We start from the raw sequence: 24549 nt of genomic DNA, 5'->3' as shown, positions 1-24549 counted from the left end.
CCGTCCGCCTACACGGCACGATAGACACACTCGACGGCGAACTCTTCAGCCAGATGTGCCCCCGGTTAGTGTTATAGTGTCCGCTTTTCTGCCGCCTGGGATTTCCGCCCGTGTCTGTCGTGTTCGTCGCCGCTTCCCAACTGCCGACACCGTTCGGCGTGTTCACCATGCATGGTTTTCTCGACCAGGACACTGGCAAGGAACATGTCGCGCTGACCCTCGGCGACGTGGCCGATGGCAAGCCGGTGCTTGGGCGTCTGCATTCCGAATGCCTGACCGGCGATGCGCTGTTCAGCCTGCGTTGTGACTGCGGCTTCCAGCTGGAAGCGGCACTGCGCGCGATTGCCGACGAAGGCCGCGGCGTGCTGCTCTATCTGCGTCAGGAAGGACGCGGCATCGGCCTGCTGAACAAGATCCGCGCCTACGAACTGCAGGACGCTGGCGCCGATACCGTCGAGGCCAACGAGCGCCTGGGCTTCGCCCCGGACATGCGTGACTACGGCATCTGCCTGCCGATGCTCGAGCACCTGGGCATCGCCGAGATCAAGCTGATGACCAACAACCCGCGCAAGGTCAAGGCGCTGCAAGGCTTCGGCATCCGCGTGGCCGAGCGCAAGCCGCTGCAGGTCGCGCACAACCCGCACAACCGCAAGTACCTCGCCACCAAGGCCGGCAAACTCGGCCACATGCTCGGCGAGATCCACCAGGGTGAAGCCGAGCAGTCGTGAACCGCCTCGCCGCCCGCCGCCAGCTCGCGCGTGACGGCTGGCTGCACACCCTCCTGATGGTGATACCTGTGCTGGCGCTGGGCCGTGCACCGGCACTGAGCGTTGACTGGGGCCTGCCTCTTTTCGCTGCCGGCCTGGTCTCGCTGTTCTTCAGCCTGCCGGCCTTCACCGCCTTCAAGCACGCACTGATTGCCACCGAGCAGGCGTTGGGAGGCCCTATGGAGGCCGACGCCTGGGCACGCTTGCGTCGCCTCCGCCGGCGTGGCCTGCTGATCGCCTCGCTGCCGGCCTGGTTCGCGGCCGCCGGGGCTCTGCTGGGCATGGAACCGGTTGCCCGCCTGTTGCTGGTATTCGGCAGCCTGGTGCTGCTGGTGCTCTACCGTATTCCGCGGCAGCTGCACTGATGCGTCTCCTGCTGGCCGTCCTGGCTCTGCTGGCCACGTTGCCTGCGGTTGCCGCGCAGCGGGTCGTAAGCCTGGCGCCCTCGCTCAGCGAAATCATGCTGGAGCTCGATGCCGTAGACCGTCTGGCCGGTGTGCTGGACGGCGGCGAACGTCCCGCTGCCCTGGCTCAGGTACCGTCGGTGGGGCGTTATGGACAGGTGGAGATGGAGACCTTGCTCAGCCTGCGCCCCGATCTCGTGCTGCTCTGGCCGGATAGCGTGCCGCGCAGCCAGCGCGAGCAGCTGCAGCAGTTCGGTGTTCCCGTGCTGGTGGTGGCGCAGACTCGCCTCGACGGGCTGGCCGAGCAATTCAGGGTGATCGGCCAGGCGGTCGGCCGCACGGAGCAGGGCGAGCGTCTGGCCGAGGCGTTTCGCGCCGGCCTCGCCGAGCTGCGCACAGCCTACGCCCGTGAACGGCCGTTGCGGGTGTTCTACCAGGTCTGGAACCGCCCGCTGTATACCCTCGGCGGGCAGCAGATCATCAGCGAAGCGATCGAGGTGTGTGGCGGGCGCAACGTCTTCGCCGACCTGACCCTGGCCGCGCCGCAGGTGAGCATCGAAGCGGTGCTCGCCCGCGACCCGGAAGTCATCCTGGCCGGTAGCGGGGCGCAGCTGGACGAATGGCAGGCCTGGCCACAGCTAGATGCCGTGCGCAACGGGCGATTGCTGGAAGTGCCCGACAAGGGCCTGGAGCGCCCGAGCTTCCAGATGCTGGGGGCGATCCGGAAGCTCTGCGAGGTGATGGCGGCAGCGCCCTGAGCGGGCGTGCCGGTAGACGCGATTACAGTGATGGAGTCCAGGTGACGGCGAACAGCGCGGTGCGGCCTTCGGTGTTGTATCCGTAGCGTCCGTTGGCGGTGCTGTAGGTGGTTTCCGCATAGTCCTTGTCGAACAGGTTGTTCAGCTTCAGGTCCAGCTTAACCTCCGAGTTGGCCTGCCAACTCCCACGCAAGCCAAGCAGGCCGTAGCCGCCGAGCTCGATGGTATTTTCAGCGTTGTCATAGCGTCCGCTGACGGCGCGCCAGCCCGCGCCTACCGAAAAGTCACCGAACTGGCGGTCCAGATCCAGGCTTAGCGTGCGCTTGGCGCGACGGGCGAGTGTATGACCGCTATCGCGATCGCGCGGGTCGATCAGGCCGGCAGCGAGGCTAGCCTGCCAACCGAACACGTCCTGCCGGAGGGTGGCCTCCAGGCCGTTGATCCGTGCGGTCTGGACATTCTGAGGAATCCAGAAGGCGTCCGAGACGATGGCATCCTCGATGTCAGTGCGGTACAGCGACAATTCCAGCGACCCGCTGTCGCTATAGCGGTTGCGCCATTGCAGCTCGTAGCTCTTGGATTTTTCGGGCGTAAGGTCCGGGTTTCCGAGCCAGGAGTCGTACAGTTCGTTAAATGTCGGGGCGCGGAAGCCCTCGCTGTAGGACACGATCACGTCGTTGCGGGTATCCAGCGGTACGGTTAGCGCCGCGTTCCAGGTGTTCTCGCTGCCGTACTGTTCGTTCTTGTCGTGGCGCAGGCCAATCTCTGTAGAAAAGGCGTTGCCGGTATAGCGGTGCTGGATGAAGGCCGCCTGGTTCCAACGGGAGTCTTGGGCAAAGTCGCTCGAGCTGTGCAGCTGGTCCTCATGCCAATCGGCACCCAGCAACAATTGATGGGCCGGATCGAGCTGAAGTGTATTCACCCAGCTGGCCGAGTCACGATAGGTCGAGTAGCTGAAAAACACATAGTCAGGAGCCAGGGGGCTGTCGTTTCCGGTGTCCCGCTTGTCCTCGCTGTGCCCGACCTCAAGGCGGCTGTTCCAGACATCATTGAGTTTGGCGTCAACGAACCCGGAGATGCTGCTCAACTGGAAATCCACGGTCGGCTGAAAGCCGTCGAAGGTGTCGTCGAACTCAAGTTCGCCTCGCTGATCGAGCGCGCTGACACCCGCCTCGAGCCGATCATTAAAGCGGTGTGCAACGTTCAGACTGAGCGAACGATTGCGGTAAGCGTCGTCATCGCCATTGGCGCCGAAGCTATCGCGCGTCGCGTCGATACCTTGAGTCTCATCCATCGCGACCCCCAGGTTGAAGCGAGTCTGGCCATTCCCACCGGAGAGGTTCAGGCTGCGTTCGAAGGTGCCGTTGCTTCCCGCGCCGAAGCGGACCGCAGGCGCAAGCCCCTGACCGCTACCTTGGCGGGTGAAGATTTGCACCACGCCGCCGATGGCATCCGAGCCATACAGCGCCGACCGCGGGCCGCGCACGACTTCTATCCGTTCGATCTGATCGGGGCTTAGAAATTCGAGGCTGCTGGTGCCGCTGGAGGTTGCGGCGATGCGCTGACCATCGACCAGAACCAGGGTCTGGGTACTGGAGGTGCCGCGAAGAAACAGGCCGGTTTGGCTGCCTGCTCCGCCTGTGCGGGTGATGCTTACGCCTGGCACACGCTCCAGCAGCTCCGCGACGCTGCGAATCTGCAACCGCTCGATATCATCTCGGTTGAATACAGTGGTTGCCGCCGGGGTCTGGCTGCGTCGCTGTGGTTCGCGGTTTGCGCTGACCACCGTATCGGAAAGCTTCAGCGCTTCGTCGCGTGTCAGCTCAGCAGCAAACACCTGCACGCCAGGCAGCAGCGCCACGGCGAGGGCAAGTCGGGACAGTTTCATTCTTGGAATTCCTCAAAAGATCGCAGACTTTTGAGGAGGGCAGGAACAAGCGCGGGGATGACGGGCAGCAGCGCTTGACGGTGCTGCCCTCCGCAACACCAGTCGAATCCGTCAGGCCGGTCTCCGGGCTTTCGACACGCATCACGCTCACCTTCCCATGTCGGAACACAGTGGTTGTCGAGCGGACGGCGATTCCTGAGGATCGCGGTCGATTACCGTTGCGGGGGCAGCGCCGGCCTTGCTCTTCGAGCGCACCGGCTTCCCGTTTAATGCGGACCTTGCGGTCGTGCACACCTGGGCGGATAAGAAAAACGCGCGAACCTTACGGCCGATGCTGGCGAAACACAAGCGGACCGATGGCCGCAAGCCTGTCAGTGCCGAGTCTGCGAAGGCGGCAAGGTCGCGCCTGAAAGCGCGACCGCTAGGACAGCCCGCCGACGATCTTCAGCCCGCTCTGCCCGTTGCCCTGACGCTGCACCTGAATCTGCACCGGGATGCGTTCGTGCATCTCGGCCACGTGGCTGATCACTGCCACCTTGCGGCCCTGGGCTTGCAGCGAATCCAGCGCGTCCATGGCGATCTGCAGCGACTCGGGATCGAGGCTGCCGAAGCCCTCGTCGATAAACAGCGATTCGATCCTGAGCTTGCTCGATGCCATCGAGGCCAGGCCCAGTGCCAGGGCCAGCGAAACGAGGAAGGTCTCGCCGCCGGACAGCGAATGCACCGAGCGCAGCTCGTCGCCCATCTCGGTATCCATTACCAGCAACCCCAGCGGACTGCCGCCGCGCTTGAGCCGATAACGCCGCGCCAGTTGGCGCAGCTGCACGTTGGCGTGCTGCACCAGAAGATCCAGGTTGTAGGCCTGGGCGATCTTGCGGAAGGCGCCGCCGTCGCTTGAGCCGATCAGCGCGGCGATACGCCCCCAGCGCTGCATTTCGGCGCGCGCCTCGCCGATCTGTGCCAGCAACGCCTGGCTCTGGCGGCGGCGCTTGTCGTCGTCGAGCAGCGCGGCCAGGGTTTCGGCGCAGCGCTGCTCGGCCTGTTCGCAGCGGTGCAGCTGTTCGGCATGTGCCTGTTGCAACTGCTCGGCTTCCGGCACTTCGGCCTGTTGCTGCTGGTGGCTGGCCAGCCGATTGAGGCAGCCATCCAGCCGTTCGCGGCAGCGGGTCAGGGTTTCGGCGTTCTGCTGCAGGCGCTGGCGCGCCTCGGCCAGCAACGTGTCGTCCATCTGCAGCAGCTGGGCGAGGGTGATGTCGTCCAGTGCCGGATGGGCGGTACGCCAGGCGCCCAGTTCCGCGTTCAGCGCGTCGCGTTCCTGCTGCAACTCGGCGTGGCGCTGGCGGCAGTTCTGTTGCTCGCTGTGCAGGCGCGTCAGGCCAAGTTTGCTCTCGTTGAGCTGCTGATCGATCCCGGCCTGGGTTTGCCGCGCAGTCTGGATGGCTGCATCCAGCTGCTGTTGCCAGGCGCTGGCGCTGCTTTGCCCGCCGAGGCTGGCCCGCAGCGTCTGCTGGCAGGCGAGCAGCAATTTCTCGCGCTCAGCCAGTCGCGCGCTGCAGCCTGCCTGTTTCTCCTGGCGATGGCGCTGCTGCAACTGCTCGTCGCTGCGGCGCTGTTCGCCCTGGCGCAGCTCCTCACTCAGCTCGGTCTGCGCCAGCAGCTGCTGCAGCCGCGTGGCGATGCTGGCGTCCAGCTGCATAAAGGTCTGCGCCGGGTCTTCGCGCCAGCGCTGCAGTTGCTTGACTGGCAGCAGTTCGGCGAAGGCAGCCAGCTCCTCGTCGAGTTGTTGGCTATCGCGGGCCAGGGCATCGCGCTGGCGCGCGAGCTGTTGAGTCGCCTCGACACAGGCCTCGCGCGCGGCCTGCCAGGCCTGCTGGAGGGTTTCGCTGCGCTGTTGCAACCCGAGCAGTTGTTGTTGCTGCCGGCTGGCATCGGCGATCTGTTGGTTCAGGTTCGCCAGTTGGGCTTCCAGCCAGTCCGCGCGTGTTCCTTCGGGTTGGCGAAGCAGTTCGGCATGCGCTGGCAGGGCGTGCAGACGCGGGGCCAGCGCCTGCAGCTGCGCCTCGACTTCCACCTGCCGCTGTTGGCTCTGACGCAATTGAGTGCTGAGCGCGACATGGCGATCGCGCAGTTCCTGCAGGCGCTGGTCCTGGGCCTGCAGTGCTTCGCGGGCGCGTTCGGCCTCGCGGTCGTCCTGCTGATCGAGGCCTGCGAGCAGGGTATCGGCCGCATGCCAGGGATGTTCCTGGCTGCCACAGACCGGGCAGGGCTCGCCCGGCACCAGCGCGGCGCGTAGCGCCTCGACATTCGCACTGCGCGCCAGGCGCTGGCGTTCGAGCAAGGCGAGGGTGACGTTCAGCGCCTGCTCGGCGGCGTCGCGCTCGACGCGAACCTGCTTGCCCAGCGGCACCAGGCCATCCAGCTCGGCCTGCTGGCCGGTGGTGGCATCGCTCAGTTCGCGTCGGCTGGTTTCGAGCCCGCGTTGCTGCGCCCAAAGCTCGCGCAGGGCCGCAGTTTCGCGCTCGGCCTGGCGCCATTGGTCCAGCTGCCCGTGCAGTTGGGTGAGCTGTTCGGCCAGGCCGACTTGGCTGCCGCGCTCACGTTGCAGAGCGTCTAGCGCCTCGCGGGCCAGGCTTTGCTGGTTTTCGGCGGCCTTGGCCCGCGCTTCCAATGCCGGGAGTTCGCCCTGACCTTGATGCAGCCGTGCCGCCAGCTGCACGGCCTGTTGCAGGCGCGGGCGGTAGCCGTCCCAGGCGCTGCAGAGCGGTTGCAGCGCGGTGCTCTTGTCCAGTTGCTGGCTCAGCGCGGCAAGTTCCGCCGCGGCGCGCTGCTGGCGTTCGGCGAGCTGCGTGAGCGTCGCTGCGCCTGCAGTCACCTCGGCATCGGCCCGGGTGCTGTCCTCGCGGATAGTGGTCAGGTCGGCATTCAGATGCTGCAGGCGTTCCTCTTCACGGCGCGCCTGGACGAGCCGCGGCTCGGCGTCCTGGCGCGCCTGTTCGGCCGAACGCAGTTGCTCGCTGGCGGCGCTGCATTGGCTCTGCAGCTCGGCCAGGCGCTGCTGCACGGCCTGTTCCTCATGCTGCAGGCGCGCCAGGCTGTCGGCGGCCTTGTCCAGCAGCGGGCCGAGATCCTGCAGGCGCAGGAAACGATGGCGTTGCGGCGCCAGTTGCTCGAACAGGTCGAGGATGCGCCGGGCCTCGGCGAGGTTTTTGCGCTCGTCTTCGGCATCCTGCAGTTGCTGGCATGCCGCTTCGCGCTCGTTTTCCAGACGCTGCAGTTCGCTGAGCCATTGCCGCTGCGCTTCCAGCGCCCTGAGCTGCTGCTGCAGCGCTTTCAGTTCGTCGAGCTGAGCCTGATGTTCGTTCTCCAGAACCTCGCGCTGCTCGGGCTCCAGTGGTTGCAGCCCACCAGCCTGCTGCTCCAGACGGACGAGGCCTTCCTTCGCCTCTTTGGCGGCCTCGAAGGCGGCCTGGCCGAGGCGGCTGTAGAGGCCGGTATCGGTGAGCTTTTCCAGCAGTTGGCCGCGCTCGTCATCCTTTGCTTTTAAGAAAGCGCTGAATTCACTTTGCGCGAGGAGAACGGCCCTGGTGAACTGGGATAGATTGAGACCGAGCTTGAGTTGAATTAACCCTTCAAACTCGCGTTTCTTGCCGCTGGCCAGGAGCGTGCCGCTGTCGAGATCCGTAAGGCTCTGGCTGCTGGCCTGCAGGCGGCCGTCGATCTTCTCGCGGGCGCGCTTGACCTCCCAGCGTGCGCGGTAGCGGTGGCCGTCGACGCCGACGAAATCGACCTCGGCGTAACCGCTGCCGCAGCCGCGGCGCAGCAGGTTGCGCTCGTCGCCACCGCCGATCTCGGCATCCACCTCGGGCACCTTGTTCAGCGGCGAAACGCTGTCGAGTCGCGGCGTGCTGCCGAACAGCGCCAGGCACAGGGCGTCGAGAATGGTGCTCTTGCCCGCGCCGGTGGGCCCGGTGATGGCGAACAGCCCGGCGCTGGCCAGGGGTTCCGCGGTGAAATCGATGACCTGCTCACCGGCCAGCGACGCCAGGTTCTTCAGGCGGATGGCGAGGATCTTCATCGGTCGTCCTCCGCATGGGCGAACTCGACCCGTTGCAGCAGGGTGGCGAAATCATCCAGCGCCTGTTCATCTGCCGGATTGCCGTACTGTTCTTCCCAGGCGCGTGCGAACAGTTCCTGAGGGGTGATCTGGTCGAGGCCGAGGAGCACGTCCGACTCCGTCTCGCCGCGCTTGCCGGCGTATTCGCTGGCGATGCGCACCAGCCGGCAGGCCTTGCCGGTTATCGCGGTTTCGATGCGCTGGCGCAGGTCCGGCAGCGGCTCGTCGAGCAGCACGCGTACCTCCAGCCAGGGCAGGTGTTCGTCGAACAGGCCGGTGGGCGGCAGCGCCTCCAGCGCGGCGATCACCTCGGCCAGCGGGGCGCGGCCGATGCGGATCATCTCCACCGCACGCGGCACCGCCAGACTGTCGACCTGTTTCAGGGCCTCGCCGTCAACTTCGACCAGCAGCACCTGATGGGGGTAATTGACCTCGGCGAAGGACAGCGGCAGCGGCGAGCCGCTATAGCGGATGCGCGCCTGCCCGGCGACCTGCTGCGGCTTGTGCAGGTGGCCGAGGGCGACGTAGGCGACGGACTCGGGAAACAGGCTGGCCGGCAGGGCCTCGGCATTGCCGATGACGATATTGCGCTCGGACTCCTCCGACACCGCGCCGCCGGCCATGTGCGCATGGCTCATGGCGACCAGCGCCTGGCCGGGCTGGCGCACGGCCTCGGCGGCGGCGATGAGGCGTTCATGCACCTGGCGAATGCCGGCCATGTAGTCGTCGCCCAGCGTCATTCCGGTGACCTCGGCCGGGCGCAGGAAGGGCAGGGTGAGACACCAGGCGGCGGTATTGCCATTGGCGTCGTGCAGCGGCACCAGCAGCCGCTGATGGTCGAGCTGGCCCTCGGCGACCCAGCTGATGCGGCCAACGGCATGGGCATTGAGGCGCTTCATCAACGGCGCCGGCAGCTCGATGCGCCCGCCCGAGTCGTGGTTGCCGGCGATCATCACGATGTCCAGCTGCGGGAGCTTTTCGTGGGCGCGGACGATGAAGTCGTAGAGGCGCTCCTGGGCCTTGAGTGGCGGGTTGACCGTGTCGAACACGTCGCCGGCGATCAGCAGGGCGTCGGCGCGGTGGGCTACCAGCTGGTCGAGCAGCCAGGCGAGGAACTGCGCGTGTTCGTGGTCGCGGTCCTGGCCGTGGAGGGTCTGGCCGAGGTGCCAGTCGGAGGTGTGGATCAGGCGCATGCGAGGGAGTTTTCTTCGTAGGTGTCGCGACGGGCCGCGGCTGGGTGGAGGAGGCTGGGCGCAGCGTTTGTGCAGCGTATCCGTAGGCGCGGAGGAGCGTGTCGAGTCTCTGCTGGCGAAGCTTTTGGACGTTGGTTTCGCGGGATACAGCCTATCGCGGTGATGGGAAGGTGCATTGGTTTCGCCCTGCTGGGCGAGTCCCTTTTGGCAGTCGCCCCAAAAGGAACCAAAAAGTCTTGCCCCTGCATCCGGGTCTCGCTGCGCTCGACTTCCCTCATTCCATCCACGTTCCGGGGGCCGGCGTACAAGGGCCATCCATGGCCCTTTACGCCTCTCGCGGCATCCATGCCGCTCACTCCTCTCCACGCGGATTCCATTCGGCCTCCTGAAAGGGGCGTTCGGCGTCGCCTGGCAGATTTTTGACTGGTAAACGAGCGAAGCGGCCTCCCGCTATTAATAAACTTACAGACGGCTCGGTCTCGAATCCCCTTCAGGAGGCCGAGCGTAGGTGCTGCGCAGGGGGGCGCGAGGCATGGATGCCGAGCGAGGAGCGATGGGCCAGGGATGGCCCTTCGCGACGACCCCCGGAGCAGCGCTGGAGCGAGGGAAGTTTTGCGAAGCAAAACCCGTATGTAGTGGTGGCCTTCTTTTTGGTTACTTTTTCTTGGCCAGACAAGAAAAAGTGACGCGCCGTGCAAGGCGCAACCTGCAGGTCGGGCCGAGGAAAGCGCGGCGTCGTACGCATAGGTCTGCGCCGGCAACAGTTCGTGAGCAAGCTCGCTCCTGCAAGTGGCCACGTTACGCCTAACCCTCACGAGTACAACCACCCCTTCAACGCCTGCAGATTCCCCACCTGCAGCTGCTGCGCGGCCGCATTGGCCTGCACCGTATTCGGATCGATGCCGAAGCGCTGCAGCACGTACTGCACCAGGGCGCCACGGGTCTCCACCGGCAGTTGGCCGTCGAGCATGCCGTAATCCACCTCGATGATCGCCTTCTGCGCCGGGCTCAGCCGTGCATCCGGCTCGATCAGCACGGTCACCGGTGTGTTCCACGCTTCGTCCTGCTCGCGGGTATGTTCGCTTTCGTCCATCAGGTCCGGTTCGCCGCGGAAGCGGCTGAGCACGAAGTCGCGGTATTCGCGGTTCTTCTCGCAGTAGGCGCGCACGTGCCAGCGCATGCCGGTGAAGACCAGCGTGTGCGGCGCCATCACGCGGATCTCCACCTCCGGGTTGGCCAGCGAGACGTACTCGCTCTCCAGCCGCAGCCCCTCGCGGCAGGCCTGCAGGATCGGGCGTAGCACCTCGGGGCGGATGCTGCGGTCCGGCACCTGCAGCACTTCCGTATGTGCATAGGCCAGCGCCAGGCCTTCGATGTGCGGAGCGCGCACGCGGTTCTGGTCGAGCAGGTGCAGGTAGGCGCTGGCGCTGCCGTCGATGAACAGCGGCTGGAAGGCCTTGCTCGGCTTATAGCCTTTCAGGTGACGGTCATATGTCAGGTTTTTGGGCGCATGTTCGTTGAGGTAGGTGTTGATGTCCTTCGAGGCCTGCTGGCGGCTGATGCCGAAGCTCTGCATCAGGTGGCCCGTGGTCAGGCGGCCTTCCCACCAGGCAATGGTCTCGATCAACCGGTAGCGCAGCGCCAGGTCCCAGCGTATCTGACTGATCGATTGCTTCCTTTTCATCGCCGTTGCACCTGTACCGAAGGTTTACATGCCTATGTCGAGCGGGTCGACGTGTCGCGCAACGCTACATATATTCAAGGCGTGTTTCAACTCGATACGGGTGACCGACATGAATCTGCTGATCGCTGCACTGACATGGTCCGGCGTGGCGTTCGTCGCGATGGCATTGCTGGCCTGGCTGGCGTACGCCGACGGTGAACGAAAGGGCTGAGACAGGTTGCAGTTTGGTGAAGGCTGAGCGCTTCCCGATGGACGGCTGGAATCTCCGAGCCTGGTACAGGGTCTTTGTGTCAGGCTCACCTGTAGAGATGCTCCATGAAGACTTTGTCCCGTCACCTGGCCGAAACCTTCACTTCGCAATACCGCACCCGTGTCGAACCAAAGGCGGACGGCCGTCTGGAAGTCCATGTCGGCTACCCGATCAACGGCACCCACGCCACGCGCATCGTCGCCGGGCACCAGGTTCAGAACACGCTGCTGGTGGAAACCATCCTCGAAGACATGCGCAACGAACTGGCCCGCCCGCAATAGCCCCGCTTAGCGCATCGCGGGCAGTGCGATACGCACGCGTAGCCCGCCCAGCGGACTTTCCTCTAGGCTCCACTCGCCACGCCACGCCGTCAGGATATCGCTGACGATCCCCAGCCCCAGGCCGTGGCCTTCTGCGCGCTCGTCCAGCCGCACGCCGCGGTTGATGACCATCTCCCGTTGCTGGGCCGGAATGCCCGGCCCGTCATCGTCCACCAGCAGCACGAAGCCGTCGCGCGATCGCTCGATGGTCAGCTCGACGCGGCTGTTCGCCCATTTGCAGGCGTTGTCCAGCAGGTTGCCCAGCAGCTCGAGCATGTCCTCGCGATCACGCGGCAGGCGGCAGCCAGCTGGGGCGTGCCAGCGCAGCTCGAGGTGGGAGCGGTGGATCATCGCCAGGGTATCGAACAGCGCCGGCAGTTCGGCGTCGCAGTCGAAATGCGCACCGGGCAGCACGTCGACCGACAGCCGCGCGCGACCCAGCTCGCGGCTGACCCGTTGCTGGATCTGCTCCAGCTGCTCCTGCAGGCTGGCCTGCAGTTCGGGGTGGGCGGCGAGTTCTTCGCGCTGCACCAGGCTGCCGAGTACCGCCAGTGGTGTTTTCAGCGCATGGCCGAGGTTGCCCAGTGCGTGCCGTGAGCGTTGCAGGGTCTCCTCGGTGTGGCTGAGCAGATGATTGATTTGCTCCACCAGCGGCTGCAGTTCGACCGGCGCCTGCTGATCCAGTTGCTGGCGCTGGCCCTGTTGCAGCTGGGCGATCTGCAGCCGGGCACGTTCCAGCGGGCGCAGCGCCAGGCCCATGGCGTAGCGCTGCAAGAGCAGCAGGGCGAGCAGGGCGAAACCGACCAGTCCCAGGCCGCTCAGCCGCACGCGGGCGAAGCTGTCGAGAACCGGCGTGTAGTCCTGCGCCACGCTGATGACGATCGGCTGTCCGTCGCGGCGGTACTCGGCGCGGTAACCCAGCAGGCGCTGGCCTTGCGGGCCCTCCATGAGCTCCTCGGTCAGCCCCGGGCGCTCCGGCCATTGCGGCGTGGCGTCCCACAGCGAGCGTGAGCGCCAGGTGCGGCCGGGCAGCTCGATCTTGAAGTAGTGACCGGAAAACGGCCGCTGATAACGTGGGTTGAGGCGCTGCACATCCAGCTGGTCACCGTTCGGTCCTTTCACCAGAGCGATCAGCAGCCCCTCGGTTTCCTCGCGCAGGTCGGTTTCCAGGCTGCGCCTGAGGCCTGACTCGAACAGCCACAGGCTGGTCTGCACCAACACCAGCGCGACCAGTAGCAGGGTGGCGATCAGCGCCAGGCTGAGGCTGCGCTGGATCGACTTCACGGCTGGCCGCCGAAGCGATAGCCCTGGCCGCGGCGCGTTTCGATCAATTCGCGGCCGAGCTTGCCGCGCAGCCGATTGATGTGCACCTCGATGACGTTGGAGTCGCGCTCGGTTTCACCGTCGTAGAGGTGTTCGGTGAGCTGACTTTTCGACAGCAGCTGCCCCGGATGCAGCATGAAATAGCGCAGCAGGCGGAACTCGCCGGCGGTCAGTTCGATGTCCTTGCCGTCCTTGCGGCAGCACTGGCGCGATTCGTCCAGTTCCAGGCCGCCAGCCTGCAGCAGCGGCTGGTTGGCCAGACCGTGGGCACGGCGCAGCAGCGCCTGGATGCGCAGCAGCAGCTCCTCGGGATGGAAGGGTTTGGTCAGGTAGTCGTCGGCACCGGCCTTGAGGCCGTCGATGCGCTCGGCCCAGGAGCCGCGCGCGGTGAGGATCAGTACCGGGGTGGCGACCCCGGCGGCGCGCCAGGCGCGCAATACCTCGAGCCCCGGTTTGCCCGGCAATCCGAGGTCGAGAACGATCAGGTCGTAGGGCTCGCTGGCGCCCTGGTATTCGGCGTCTCGGCCATCGGCGAGCCAGTCGGTGGCGTAGCCCTGGCGGTTGAGACTGGCGATCAGTTCATCGGCCAGCGGCACGCTGTCTTCGACCAGCAGCAGGCGCATCAGTCTTCCTCATCCTTGATCAGGCGACCGTCGCGAGCATCGAATTCCAGCTCGCGGGCAACGCCCTGGGTGGTGAGCAGTTCGATTTCGTAGACGTAGCGGCCGTCTTCCTCTTCCAGCTCCGCTTCCAGCAGGCTGGCCCCCGGATGGTGCTCAAGGGCGCGCTGGAGCAAGGCTTCCAGCGGCATGATGAGGCCTTCGCGGCGCAGCCGCAGGGCTTCGTCCTGATCCAGGTCGCGGCTCACCGCCGGGGCGGCGGCGAGCAGCAGAACCAGTGGCAGCGTTACAAGAAGAGGGGCACGCATGGATGGCCTTTAGTCGTCCTGGTGGTCCTTCAGCACTTCGCCGGTCTTGGCGTCGAGTTCCATGTCCCATTGCACACCTTTGTCGTCGCGCAATTCAAGCTGATAGATGTGGCGGCCGTATTCCTCTTCCAGCTCGGTTTCTTCGATGGTGGCGCCGGGGTGCTTGGCCAGTGCGGCTTCGTTGAGCTTCTCGAATGACTGGATGGTGCCGGCATCGCGCAGCTTCAACGCTTCGTCCGGGCCGAGGTCGCGGGCCATGGCCAGGTTGGCGCCCAGGGCGAGGGTGGCGGCAGTGATCAGCGTAGTCAGTGTTTTCATGGTTCGTTTTCCTGTGTGGGTTTCGACGGTTCACAGGTTACGAATCGCGGCTTACGCCAAGCTGAACGCGTCGAAACATTCACCGGCAGCAATAGATGCGGGCGTATTGTCCAATACGCGTACGTCCACCTGTTTCAGGAGGTCTGTCATGAAAGCGCTTCATTGCATCACGCTAAGCCTGGCGGTACTCGTTCAGCCTGCGCTGGCCGAAGATCTACTCAAACCGACTACGCCGGCGCCTTCGCTGGACATCGACGCCGGACCCGCCACCGAAATGGTCTCCGAGCCGGTCGTGCATGCCACCGGCACGATCGAGGCCATAGATCGCGAGCGGGAGGTGGTAACCATCGCTCATGGCCCGGTCCCGGCGCTGAAGTGGCCGGCTTCGACCATGCAGTTTCAAGTCAGAGAGCAGCAGCTCGAAGGACTTGAAGTGGGCGACGCGGTCCGCATCGGCTTCCAGAGCGAGGGCGACGAGGCGGCGATCGTTTCCATCGACAAGCGCTGACACAGTCTCGATGCCCATGGCAGACGGGATGCAAGGAACCCTTTGCAGCCGCTGGGCTCGTATTCAACAGGGGCTGCGTTGCGGCCCGTGTCGATGAAACATCAAGAGGATTACGCGCATGTATCACAAGAAACTGACCGCAGCTCTTGCCATCGCCGTACTCGGAAGCGCCAGCGGCTTTGCTCTGGCAGACAAGCCGGGCGCCGACTGGATCACCCTCGAACAGGCCGTCGAGAAGGCCAAGGCCGCCGGCTACACCACGCTCCATTCGATCGACGCCGACGGTAACTCCTGGGAAGGCGAAGGCACCAAGGCCGACGGCAAGACCTGGGAATTCAAGATTGACGGCAAGACTGGCGAAGTCACCCACGACAAGGAAGACTGATCGCCACGGCCCGCTACGGCGGACCTTGCAGCAGACATCAGCTACCCTGGCGGCGCCAGTGCCGCCAGGGTTGATCTAAATACCTAATGCAGGTCACCGGCGCAGGCCGACCGGCCCTCAAAGCGCCTCCGGATCGGCTTCCGGCATGTCTTCCAATTCTTCGGAAACAACCTCGTCAGGCTCGGTACTCGACGCAGCGGCAGGCTCCGCCGCAATCTCTTCGCCGCGCATTTGCCGTGCCGCATTGCCCAGCGCGGTTGCCTCGTCGGTGCCTTGAGCAATGTCCAGCAGCGCGGCGTTGGCAGCCTCCCAGAACGAACTCATTTGCGGTGCCGAAGGCATTGGGCGACCGAAGGTGACGCCATCCATCGATATCCGCAGGTGCTCATCCGTGACCATGTCCCAGAAAAGCCGCTTGTTCAGCGGCACACCGATGGGCTTGTCGGCGTTCACTGTGCGCAGCCCTTCGCTATCCAACAGATAGCCTTCGATGAATTGCTTGGCAGCCGCGCCGTTCGGGCTTTGCGCGGCGATCATCGCGCCCATGACGCCAACGAAGGGGCGCGCCGGTTGACCGTCGACGGTGGGCAGGGGCGCGACACCGAAATCGACGCCGGCCCGGCGCAGCCCTTCCCATGACCAGGGGCCGGTTATCCACATCGCCTGTTTGCCTGCATGCATCGCCTGCTGTGCGGCATCGCCGGGCATCCCGCCTTGCGGCAGTACGCCGCTGTCGATGAAACGGCGCAACAGGCGGCCACCCGCCAGAGCGCCCGCGTTATCGATGCCGATATCTGCCGTGTCGTAGCTGCCATCGGGCTGACGCTTGAACACGTAGCCGCCGTTGGCTGCCAAGAGTGGCCAGCTGAAGTAGGCATTGGTGTAATCCCAGCCGATGGCATCGATGCCGCGCTTGCCGAGCTCGCTATCCAGCGTCTCGATTTCTTCGAACGAGGACGGGGGAGCCGTGATCAGTGCCTTGTTGTAGAGCAGCATGATGGCTTCGGCGCCGACCGGATAACCCCAGGTCCGTCCGCCGACGGTGAAGGCATCCCAGCCCACCGAGACCAGTGCTTCGCGCAATGCTTGCGGTGGCTCGACAGGGACGACCAGACCCTTGGCAATAAAATCGCCGAGGCGGTCCTGCGGCCAGAGGATGATGTCCGGCCCGCTACCGTTGCGGGCGGCTTCTTCGAATTTCTTCGCCAGATCGTCGGGATGTTCGACCCGGGCCGCAATGCCGGTCGCCTCGGTGAAGCGGGTCGCGACCTGTTGCAGGCCGCCGTGGCCTTTGTCGGCATTGATCCAAATGAGCAGTTTGCCCGGCTCGGCCGCAGAAACGTTCAAGCAGACGAGCAACGCCGGCAACAGGGCTGTGAGTGATTTCAAACGCATGGCTGCCCCCTGCTTCAGTAACGGTAACGTGAAATGTCGGTGAGCATCCGCTCGGCCAGGGCATGCAGATCGTCAGCCTGGCTGGAGGTCTGGTTGGCGGTGCCGGTATTGGTTTCGCTCATCAAGGCGATCTTCTCCACCTGTACAGCGATCAGGTTGCTGGCGGCGCTTTGTTCGCGAATGGCATATGAAATTTCGGAGGCCAGCGCTACGGTCTGGGTCGAAGCGTTGCGGATTTCCTGTACCGCTACGCCGGTTTCCTCCGCTCGGCTGGCGCTTTGCTGGACCGTATGCACGGCTTGCTGCATGCGCTTCACCACATCGTTGGCGCCTTGTTCGATGGCCGCGACGATACCGGTAATCTCTGCGGCGGATTCGGCGGTGCGTGCCGCCAGCTTGCGTACTTCATCGGCGACCACGGCGAAACCGCGGCCCTGTTCCCCGGCGCGTGCGGCTTCGATCGCCGCGTTGAGGGCAAGCAGGTTGGTCTGCGCGGCGACATCGCCGATCACCCCGGTAACGGTGGAGATGCGCGTGGTTTCCTGTTGCAGGTTATGCACGCTCTCGGCGGTGCCGTTCACTTCTTCGGCAATCATGCCCAGGTCGTCAATGGTGCTTTGCACCACCGCGACGCCTTCTGCGGCACGGTTGCCCGCCTCGGTCGACAGCTTGGCGGCATCCTCGGCGCGTTCGGCCACATGGTCGATGCTGACGGTCATTTCCTCGACGCCGGCGGCCATCTGCGTCGCCGCGTCGGCCTGGGCGACGGAGCTGCCGGAGAATTCGTTGGCATTGACCCGCAGCACGCCGGCGGCACGGCCCACATCCTCGGCGTTCTTGGCCAGGTCGTTGAAGCTGCGCTGCAGGGCTTCGATCATGGTGTCGAAGGCCTGCACGGTCTGGCCGATCTCATCGTTCGAACGGGACCCGACGCGGCGAGTCAGGTCGAGCGTTTCACCGATGGTCATGACAGTCCGTCGCATCGCCTGCAAGGGCGACATGATCGAGCGGCCCAGGGTAAGGCCGAAGCCCATCATCACCACCAGCGCCGCCAGCACGATGCCCAGCAGAAGCCGGAACGATGTGCGGTAGGCCTCGGCAGAGGCTTGCTGGGTGGCATTAAGGGCGGTGGTGGCATCGGTGGAAAGCTGATCCGCCAGCTGCCCGGTGAGAATGGCGGCATCCTCGATGAATGGGCTTGAGGCCAGTTCCATTGCGGCCTCGGTCTGGTTCTGGCGTGAGCGGGCCAGCGCCGTCTCGCCGACGATGAGGTAGGCCTTGACCGTCTTGCGGAATTCTTCCAGCGCTCGGGTGGCTTCTTCCGAGTCGGCATCGGCAATGGCCCGAGCCAGATCCTCATCGAACTCACGACCCTTGCGTTGCAACTGCTCATCGAGCGTTCGCTTGCGCGCGGAATCGGGGTCGGCGATGTGCCGGAAGATGATGCCGCGCAGTTCCTGATAACGACCGGCAAAGGTCTTCGCATTCACCAGGCGCGGAACCTCATTGCTGGTGATATGCGCGACCGATGCGTCGAGTTTTCGTAGCTGGATCAGCCCCAGCGCGCCGACGGCGAACAGCGATAGCAAAGCGATCGACACCAGCACGATCAGGCGAAGTTTGATGGTCATGCAAGCCTCTTGAACCTATGTTGCGCGCCGCACAGGGCGACGACGGACACGAGGCTTTCGGCTAGACAGGCGTTCTCTTGAGTCCTGACCGCCGGACGGTAAGCCGCAGCTCGGCGGGGGCCGACTGGTCGGCGCGCGGACGTACCGTCCGGCGCCGGGTCAGTCCTTGTCCCGCGCCGGCATTACCTTGCTCATCACCTGCTTGACCGACTGCTTGATGATGCCGCCCTGGTTCGGGTCGCCGTGCAGCAGCGCGGTGGCGAACTTCTTGGCCTGCTCCAGCTTGATGTGCGGCGGTAGCGGCGGCACGTCGGGATCGGTCTTGAATACGATCAGCACCGGCCGGTCGGCGGCAAACGCCTGATCCCAGGCGGCGGCGACCTGATCTTCGCGGTCGACGTAGATTCCCCTCAGACCAATGGATTCGGCGATGCGGTGGTAGGGCACATTGGGGATGTTCTGCGAGGCTTCGAACTTCGGATCGCCTTCCATCGCGCGCTGCTCCCAGGTCACCTGGTTCAGGTCCTCGTTATTGAACACGCAGCAGATCCATTGCGGGTTCTGCCACTCCTTCCAGTATTTGGCGACGGTGATGAGTTCGGCCATGTTGTTCATCTGCATCGCACCATCGCCCACCATGGCCACGACCGAACGCTCCGGATGGGCGAACTTGGCGGCGATGGCGTAGGGCACGGCGGCGCCCATCGAGGCCAGACCGCCGGATAACGAACCCATCATGCCGCGACGCAGCTTGACGTCGCGCGCATACCAGTTGGCGCAGGAACCCGAGTCGCTGGTGACGATAGCCGCATCCGGCAGGCGCGGCGACAGCTCGAACGCCACCCGCTGCGGATTGATCGGATCGGCCGCGACCATGGCGCGTTTTTCCAGCGTCTGGTCCCAGTCGGCTCGCCACTGCTCGATGTTCTGCCGCCAGCTACGCTCGGTCTTCTGGTTCAACAAGGGCAGCAGCGCGCGCAGGGTTTCCGCCGAATCGCCCTGCAGGTTCACTTCCATCGGGTAACGGATGCTGACCGTCATCGCCATGGAAACCTCGTCTGAGCAGGGCTGAAAGCCATTCAGCCATATAGGGAAGGCTGGTCCACCGGAGGCGCGCTGGACGCGCTCTTCGCGGCCCGATGTCTACTCTGGACCGGACCAGGCGGCGAGGGTTTCCCACCGTGTTCGCGGCGAGCATCGTGTGGGCTGCAAGCGAGCTGTCGTGAACCGCGCGGGTTCGGCGCGAGAGCGGGTATCATCGGCGACCCTGTTCCATCGCCGGCCGTTCTCGCACCATGTCCGCTTCCAACTCCCGCCCGAGCACCTTGCATCTGCCAGCCGGTGATTGGCGCACGGTGCTCGACTGCCTGTGCGATCACTTTCCCGCGATCGACCGGGCAACCTGGCTGGACCGCATGGCGCGTGGCCGTGTGCTGGATGCCCGGCAGCAACCGATCGGCCCGCAGCATGCCTACCGGGTCGGCCTGCGCATCCACTATTTTCGCGAGGTGCCGAACGAGACGCCGGTACCCTTCCAGGAGCGCATCCTGCATCTCGACGAACACCTGCTGGTCGCCGACAAGCCGCATTTCCTCTCGGTGATGCCGGCTGGTGAATATGTCGAGGAGACGCTGCTGGCCCGGCTGTGCAAACGGCTGGGCAACCCTGATCTGGTGCCGATCCACCGCATCGACCGGCTGACCGCCGGGCTGGTGCTGTTTTCGGTCAACCCGCAGAGCCGCGGAGCCTACCAGGCGCTGTTTCGCGAGCGGGCGATCCACAAGCGCTACGAGGCGATCTGCCCGGCGCTGCCCGGGCTCGAGTTTCCCCTGCGCCGGCAGCTGTGCATGGTGCCGGGCGAGCCGTTCTTTCTGATGCGCGAAGGCGACGGCGAGCCGAACAGCGAAACGCTGATCGAGGTGCTCGAGCGCCGCGACCGCCTCTGGCGCTACGCCCTGACGCCGGTCACCGGGCGCAAGCACCAGCTGCGTCTGCATATGGCGACCCTCGGCGCCGGTATCTGCAACGATCCCTTCTACCCGCAGCTGCTACCGCGCGAGGAGCGCGACCAGGACGATTACAGCCGCCCGCTCAAGCTCCTGGCGCGCGGCTTGCGCTTCCGCGATCCGCTGAGTGGTGAACCGCGCGAGTTCGAGAGCAGGCTGCAGCTGGCCTGGTAGCGCGCTACGCACCTTCGCCGCACGGGCGAGTCTGATCGACAAAGGCAGATCAGCTGGTGCATCCATGCCCGAAGGTCCATCCATCGTCATTCTCCGCGAGGAAGTCGCGGCATTCGCCGGTCAACGCATCGAGCGCGCCGAAGGCAGTGCCAAGGTCGACAAGGCACGGCTGACCGGCCAGGTGGTGCGTGAATTCCGCAGCTGGGGCAAGCATCTGCTGATCGAGCTGGAGGATGTCTCCGTGCGCATTCACCTGCTGCTGTTCGGCAGCTACCGCATCAACGAGCGCAAGGACTCCACGCCGCGTCTGAGCCTCGGCTTCGCCGACGGCGAGCTGAATTTCTATGCCTGTTCGGTGCAGCTCATCGAGGGGTCGCTGGATGCGGCCTACGACTGGAGCACGGATGTGATGAGTGCGGCCTGGAGTCCGCGCGGCACGCTCAAACGGCTGCGCGAACGCCCGCGGCTACTGGCCTGCGATGCGCTGCTGGACCAGACGCTGTTCGCCGGCTCCGGCAACATCATCAAGAACGAGGTGCTCTATCGCATCCGCGTGCACCCGCTGTCGCTGATCGGCGAACTGCCGTCGGCCAAGCTTCGCGAGTTTGTGCGCGAGGCGCGCACCTACAGCTTCCAGTTTCTCGAGTGGAAGCGGACCGGCGTGCTCAAGGCCAACTGGCTGGCGCACGGCAAGCACACCTGCGTGCGCTGCCGGATTGCGCTGGTGAAGGCGAAAGAACTGGGGCGCAGCCGGCGCCGGGCGTTCTTCTGCGAGCGCTGCCAGAAGCGCTACGGCGATTCAGCGCAGGTGGCGCTTGATGAGCCGAGCGTGGGTGAGGGGTAGGGTGGACAACGGCACAGCCTTGTCCACGAGGCTGATCCGTCCCACCGAGTTGGTTCGCAGGGTTTCGGTGGAAAAGCTGCGCGTTTTCCACCCTACGGTGGGCACGGCGTTGGGGTGCAGACGGTCGGCCCAGGCAGGGTGATAGTAGGGTGGACAACGGCGCAGCCTTGTCCACGCGGTTGATCCGTCGCCACCGAGGTGGCTCGCCGGGTATCGGTGGAAAAGCTACGCGTTTTCTACCCTACCTGTCAGTGCAGCAGCGGCCTGAGCGCCTCGGCCAGCTGCGGCGCCATGCTCACGGCGTTGCTTTCGTGGGCGATGCAGTCGGTGCTCCAGACGTGCCCGACACCGGCGGCGCGGATCACCTGCAGCGCGTCGCCGGCGAACAGCGCGTGGGTCACGGCCACGTCCACCGAGGCGGCGCCGGCGGCCAGCAGTTTCTGCGCGGCCTCGGCAAGCGTGCGCCCGGAGCTGGCGACGTCATCGAGCAGTACCACATGGCGCCCGGCGAACTGCAGGTCCGGCAAGGCGATCTCCACCTGATGGTCGCCATGGCGCAGCTTGTTGCACACGCCATGCTCGAAACCATGCTTGGCGGCGGCCGCCTCGATCCATTGCCGCGCCTCGGCATCCGGGCCGATCAGCAGCGCATCGGGATGCCGTTCGGCGATCAGTCGCGCCAGCGCCGGGGCCGCGCAAAGGGTGACCGCATCGGCCAGCGGCACCGCCTCCTGCAAGGTGGCGACGCGGTGCAGGTGCGGGTCGACGGTGATCAGTGCGTCGAACTGGCCGGCCAGCAGCTGGCCAATCACCTGCTGGCTGACCACCTCGCCCGGGTTGAAGGCGATATCCTGGCGCATGTAGGCCAGATAGGGTGTGATCAGGATCAGCCGCTTGGCGCCCAGGCGCCTCGCTTCGCCGGCCACCAGCAGCAGCTCGACCAGCTTTTCGTTGGGGTGGTCGAGGCCGCGGTAGAGCACCAATTGCTCGGCGATCGCTTCGCCTTCGGCCAGCGGCAGGCGCAGGCGCAGCTCGTCATCGGGAAAACGGTGGCGCTCGACTGAGGCGGCGGGCAGGCCGGAGGCTTCGGCCAGGCGCAGGGCGGCGGCGCGCTCGTCATCGAAATACAGCAGCTGGCTTTGCATCAGAACTCCACGAATACGGTTGGGACCTGCTCGGGGCTGCCGAGGCTGACGCCGCTGGCGCGTTCGGTGGCCTGGCGGGCGAAGGCGAGGTCGGCGGGAAAGTCCGCGTAAACGCGATACAGACAGTCGCCGGCCCGCACCGGTTCGCCGAGCTTGCGCAGGATGTCCACGCCGGCGCCCTGCACCTTGGGTGCGCCGGCCAGCCGGGCGATGCGTGCCAGCTGCAGGTTGTCGATGCCGGTGACCACCGCGTCGCAGTCGGCCAGTACATCGAAGCTGAGCCGTGCCAGCGGCGGATGGTTATGATCGAACGGCTTGCCGCCCTGGGCGGCGATGATCGAGCGCATCTTCTTCAGCGCCCGCCCGGAGTCGAGGATGTCACGGGCGATGGCGTAACCGTCGCCGCCGCGCACATCGGGATCGAACTCGAGCATGCGCCCGGCCAGGCGCAGGGCCTTCTGACGCAGGTCGATCGGCGCCGCCGGGTCGTTCTGCAACACCTGCATCACGTCGCGCGCCTCCAGTACCGGGCCGATGCCATTGCCGATCGGCTGGCGACCGTCGGTGATGACCACGTCCAGGGTCAGGCCCAGGCGCGTGGCCACGAACTCGAACAGCTTGCGCAGGCGCTGCGCCTCGGCCATCGAGCGCACCTTGGCGGTCGGGCCGATGGGAATGTCCAGCAGCAGATGGGTGGAACCGGCGGCGATCTTCTTCGACAGGATGGAGGCGACCATCTGCCCCGGCGAGTCGATCGACAGCGGCCGCTCGACGGCGATCAGCACGTCATCGGCCGGGGAGAGGTCGCTGCTGCCGCCCCAGGCCAGGCAGCCGCGTTCCTCGCGGACCATTTCGCAGAGGCGCTCGAACGGCAGTTCGACGTTGGCCAGCACCTCCATGGTGTCGGCGGTGCCGGCCGGCGAGGTGATGGCCCGCGAGCTGGTCTTCGGGCAGAGCATGCCGTGGGCGGCGACGATGGGCACCACCAGCATCGAGGTGCGGTTGCCGGGGATGCCGCCGATGCAGTGCTTGTCCACCACCGGGTGCTCGCGCCAGTCGAGCCGGCGGCCAACACGGATCATCGCGTCGGTGAGAAAGAAGACCTCCTCGCGATCCAGCTCGCCCTGGTTGCAGGCGACCACGAAGGCGGTCAGCTCGATCTTCGAGTAACGGTGCTCGGCGATGTCGCGCATGATCGCCAGGAAGTCATCCCGGTTCAGGCGCTCGCCGGCGATCTTGCGGTGCAGCGCCGGGATCGATGCGGCCGGCTCGGCCTGGGCGATCGCCGCGGGTACACCGGCTTCGGCGCCGAGCTGGGCGAAGGCATCTTCGGACAGGCCCAGCTCGTCGCAGCCGACGATGCTCGGGTCGTCCACCAGGTTGAGGCTGGCGAGGATGCGCCGGCCGTTGACGCGTATCTCCACCTTGGCCAGCGCCTGAAAGCCTTCGGCGCGGCAGGCGGCGCAGTCGCGGTGCAGATAGGCGACGTTCTCGCGGTAGGTGTCGATGGCGACCCGGCGCAGCGCCAGGTGCACCGGGGCTTTGCCGTTGAGCGACGTGTCGCTGGAAATGCTGGTCATGCGGGCGGTTTCGCTGGGAGGGTAGTTGCTATCTAGCCCCAGCGCTGCGGGCTTGCCAAGCGGCCGCGCAAGTTTTGCTCGTGCGCTTTGCCGCAGGTCAATCCACGGTTAGCGTGCGGCCCAGCCACCATCCATGTTCCATGCCGCGCCGCGTACCTGATCGCCGGCTTCGCTGCAGAGAAACAGCGCCATGGCGCCCAATTGGGCAGGGGTGACGAAATCCAGCGACGGTTGCTTCTCGGCCAGCAAGTCGTGGCGGGCGCGCTGCTCGTCGCCACTCTCTCGGGCGCGCTCGTCGATCTGCTGTTGCACCAGCGGGGTCAGCACCCAGCCGGGGCAGATGGCATTGCAGGTGATCGGCGTGGTGGCGGTTTCCAGCGCGACGACCTTGGTCAGCCCGACCAGGCCGTGCTTGGCGGCGACGTAGGCGGCCTTCTGCTCGGAGCCCACCAGCCCGTGCACCGAGGCGACGTTGATGATCCGTCCCCAGTTGCGCTCGCGCATGCCGGGCAGGGCCAGGCGTGTGGTGTGGAACGCCGAGGACAGGTTGATGGCGATGATGGCGTCCCAGCGCTCCACCGGAAACTGCTCCACCGGCGCGACATGCTGGATGCCGGCGTTGTTGACCAGAATGTCGACGCCGCCGAAGTCGCGCTCGGCATAGGCGAACAGCTCGGCGATCTGTGCCGGATCGGACACGTCCGCCCCGTGGTGCCCGACCTTGCGGCCGTGTCTGCCGACCTCCGCCAGCGCTGCCGAGGCATCGCCGAAGCCGTTGAGGATCAGATCGGCGCCGGCCTCGGCCAGCTTCAGCGCAATGCCCAGCCCGATGCCGCTGGTGGAGCCGGTGACCAGTGCGGTCTTGCCTGTGAGGTTCATGGTTTCTCCCGCTTGGTGGCGACCGCACGGGGCGGCGCCTTTGTTTTTCTTGTTG

General features: G+C 65.6%; 21 protein-coding genes, 1 pseudogene and 1 riboswitch. Of the genes and pseudogenes, 8 read left to right on the top strand and 14 right to left on the bottom strand.

The annotated features are described in order from the left end of the window. Positions 1-110: 110 nt before the first annotated feature. From ribA to NAO55_RS16210, 3 genes are read left to right on the top strand one after another with little or no spacing between them, the layout of a single operon-like run. Positions 111-728 carry a GTP cyclohydrolase II gene (gene ribA, locus NAO55_RS16220; protein ID WP_063544111.1) on the top strand — a complete coding sequence of 206 codons (618 nt, stop codon included), beginning with the start codon at positions 111-113 and terminating at the stop codon, positions 726-728. Continuing rightward, positions 725-1132, top strand: coding sequence for a hypothetical protein (locus NAO55_RS16215; protein WP_102840444.1), 408 nt, complete (start codon positions 725-727; stop codon positions 1130-1132). The genes ribA and NAO55_RS16215 overlap by 4 nt, the downstream gene beginning before the upstream one ends. Beyond that, positions 1129-1929, top strand: coding sequence for a cobalamin-binding protein (locus NAO55_RS16210; RefSeq protein ID WP_102840445.1), 801 nt, complete (start codon positions 1129-1131; stop codon positions 1927-1929). The genes NAO55_RS16215 and NAO55_RS16210 overlap by 4 nt, the downstream gene beginning before the upstream one ends. 22 nt (positions 1930-1951) lie before the next feature. Here NAO55_RS16210 and NAO55_RS16205 read toward each other — a convergent pair whose 3' ends face one another. The 4 genes from NAO55_RS16205 to NAO55_RS16190 all read right to left on the bottom strand — a co-directional run bounded on the left by NAO55_RS16205 (position 1952) and on the right by NAO55_RS16190 (position 10808). Next, positions 1952-3817: a TonB-dependent receptor domain-containing protein gene (locus NAO55_RS16205; protein ID WP_102840446.1), complete on the bottom strand. Its 1866-nt coding sequence runs from the start codon at positions 3815-3817 to the stop codon at positions 1952-1954. A 97-nt stretch (positions 3818-3914) separates the two neighbouring features. Beyond that, positions 3915-4131: riboswitch (cobalamin riboswitch) on the bottom strand. A 107-nt stretch (positions 4132-4238) separates the two neighbouring features. Further along, positions 4239-7892 carry an AAA family ATPase gene (locus NAO55_RS16200; RefSeq protein ID WP_102840447.1) on the bottom strand — a complete coding sequence of 1218 codons (3654 nt, stop codon included), beginning with the start codon at positions 7890-7892 and terminating at the stop codon, positions 4239-4241. Next, positions 7889-9124 (bottom strand): exonuclease SbcCD subunit D C-terminal domain-containing protein, encoded by a 1236-nt coding sequence (locus NAO55_RS16195; protein WP_102840448.1) that lies wholly within the window; start codon positions 9122-9124, stop codon positions 7889-7891. The genes NAO55_RS16200 and NAO55_RS16195 overlap by 4 nt, the downstream gene beginning before the upstream one ends. An 811-nt stretch (positions 9125-9935) precedes the next feature. Continuing rightward, complete coding sequence (locus NAO55_RS16190) at positions 9936-10808, bottom strand: helix-turn-helix transcriptional regulator (RefSeq protein ID WP_102840449.1); 873 nt, start codon at positions 10806-10808, stop codon at positions 9936-9938. Between the two features lie 315 nt (positions 10809-11123). Here NAO55_RS16190 and NAO55_RS16185 point away from each other — a divergent pair, with 315 nt between their 5' ends. Beyond that, positions 11124-11339: a hypothetical protein gene (locus NAO55_RS16185; protein ID WP_014595808.1), complete on the top strand. Its 216-nt coding sequence runs from the start codon at positions 11124-11126 to the stop codon at positions 11337-11339. Between the two features lie 6 nt (positions 11340-11345). Here the strand turns inward: NAO55_RS16185 and NAO55_RS16180 are convergent, their stop codons facing one another. From NAO55_RS16180 to NAO55_RS16165, 4 genes are read right to left on the bottom strand one after another with little or no spacing between them, the layout of a single operon-like run. Then, a complete protein-coding gene (locus NAO55_RS16180) occupies positions 11346-12662 on the bottom strand; it encodes an ATP-binding protein (RefSeq protein WP_102840450.1) in 1317 nt (438 codons plus the stop codon). Beyond that, complete coding sequence (locus NAO55_RS16175) at positions 12659-13324, bottom strand: response regulator transcription factor (protein WP_102840451.1); 666 nt, start codon at positions 13322-13324, stop codon at positions 12659-12661. Before NAO55_RS16175 ends, NAO55_RS16180 begins: the two co-directional genes overlap by 4 nt. Further along, on the bottom strand, positions 13324-13629 hold the full coding sequence (locus tag NAO55_RS16170; RefSeq protein WP_058075208.1) for a PepSY domain-containing protein: 306 nt from the start codon (positions 13627-13629) through the stop codon (positions 13324-13326). The genes NAO55_RS16175 and NAO55_RS16170 overlap by 1 nt, the downstream gene beginning before the upstream one ends. Before the next feature lie 9 nt (positions 13630-13638). Beyond that, entirely contained in the window at positions 13639-13947 is a 309-nt protein-coding gene (locus NAO55_RS16165) for a PepSY domain-containing protein (RefSeq protein WP_102840452.1), read from the bottom strand. Positions 13948-14095: 148 nt separating this feature from the next. Here NAO55_RS16165 and NAO55_RS16160 point away from each other — a divergent pair, with 148 nt between their 5' ends. After that, on the top strand, positions 14096-14455 hold the full coding sequence (locus NAO55_RS16160; RefSeq protein WP_102840453.1) for a copper-binding protein: 360 nt from the start codon (positions 14096-14098) through the stop codon (positions 14453-14455). A gap of 118 nt (positions 14456-14573) precedes the next feature. After that, entirely contained in the window at positions 14574-14840 is a 267-nt protein-coding gene (locus NAO55_RS16155) for a PepSY domain-containing protein (RefSeq protein WP_102840454.1), read from the top strand. 117 nt (positions 14841-14957) lie between these two features. Here the strand turns inward: NAO55_RS16155 and malE are convergent, their stop codons facing one another. The 3 genes and pseudogenes from malE to NAO55_RS16140 form a co-directional block, all read right to left on the bottom strand. Beyond that, on the bottom strand, positions 14958-16235 hold the full coding sequence (gene malE / locus NAO55_RS16150) for a maltose/maltodextrin ABC transporter substrate-binding protein MalE (protein WP_102840455.1): 1278 nt from the start codon (positions 16233-16235) through the stop codon (positions 14958-14960). Between the two features lie 14 nt (positions 16236-16249). Further along, positions 16250-17866: a methyl-accepting chemotaxis protein gene (locus NAO55_RS16145; RefSeq protein ID WP_102840456.1), complete on the bottom strand. Its 1617-nt coding sequence runs from the start codon at positions 17864-17866 to the stop codon at positions 16250-16252. Positions 17867-18025: 159 nt separating this feature from the next. Next, positions 18026-18901, bottom strand: a pseudogene (locus tag NAO55_RS16140) (thiamine pyrophosphate-dependent enzyme); the annotation flags it as partial. Between the two features lie 260 nt (positions 18902-19161). Here NAO55_RS16140 and NAO55_RS16135 point away from each other — a divergent pair. Together NAO55_RS16135 and NAO55_RS16130 are read left to right on the top strand one after the other, a co-directional pair. Then, entirely contained in the window at positions 19162-20046 is an 885-nt protein-coding gene (locus tag NAO55_RS16135; RefSeq protein WP_102840457.1) for an RluA family pseudouridine synthase, read from the top strand. A gap of 64 nt (positions 20047-20110) precedes the next feature. Further along, on the top strand, positions 20111-20890 hold the full coding sequence (locus NAO55_RS16130; protein WP_102840458.1) for a DNA-formamidopyrimidine glycosylase family protein: 780 nt from the start codon (positions 20111-20113) through the stop codon (positions 20888-20890). Positions 20891-21138: 248 nt separating this feature from the next. On the opposite strand, the gene NAO55_RS16125 is transcribed toward NAO55_RS16130, so the two are convergent. The 3 genes from NAO55_RS16125 to NAO55_RS16115 all read right to left on the bottom strand — a co-directional run bounded on the left by NAO55_RS16125 (position 21139) and on the right by NAO55_RS16115 (position 24494). Next, a complete protein-coding gene (locus NAO55_RS16125; protein ID WP_102840459.1) occupies positions 21139-22035 on the bottom strand; it encodes a ribose-phosphate pyrophosphokinase in 897 nt (298 codons plus the stop codon). Further along, positions 22035-23615: a thymidine phosphorylase family protein gene (locus tag NAO55_RS16120; RefSeq protein ID WP_063544142.1), complete on the bottom strand. Its 1581-nt coding sequence runs from the start codon at positions 23613-23615 to the stop codon at positions 22035-22037. The genes NAO55_RS16125 and NAO55_RS16120 overlap by 1 nt, the downstream gene beginning before the upstream one ends. A gap of 108 nt (positions 23616-23723) precedes the next feature. Then, positions 23724-24494 carry a 3-hydroxybutyrate dehydrogenase gene (locus NAO55_RS16115; protein ID WP_003301975.1) on the bottom strand — a complete coding sequence of 257 codons (771 nt, stop codon included), beginning with the start codon at positions 24492-24494 and terminating at the stop codon, positions 23724-23726. Positions 24495-24549 lie beyond the last annotated feature (55 nt).

This window comes from Stutzerimonas frequens (assembly GCF_024448335.1).
Classification (GTDB): Bacteria; Pseudomonadota; Gammaproteobacteria; order Pseudomonadales; family Pseudomonadaceae; genus Stutzerimonas; species Stutzerimonas frequens.
This window is presented reverse-complemented; position numbering and strand designations above follow the sequence as displayed.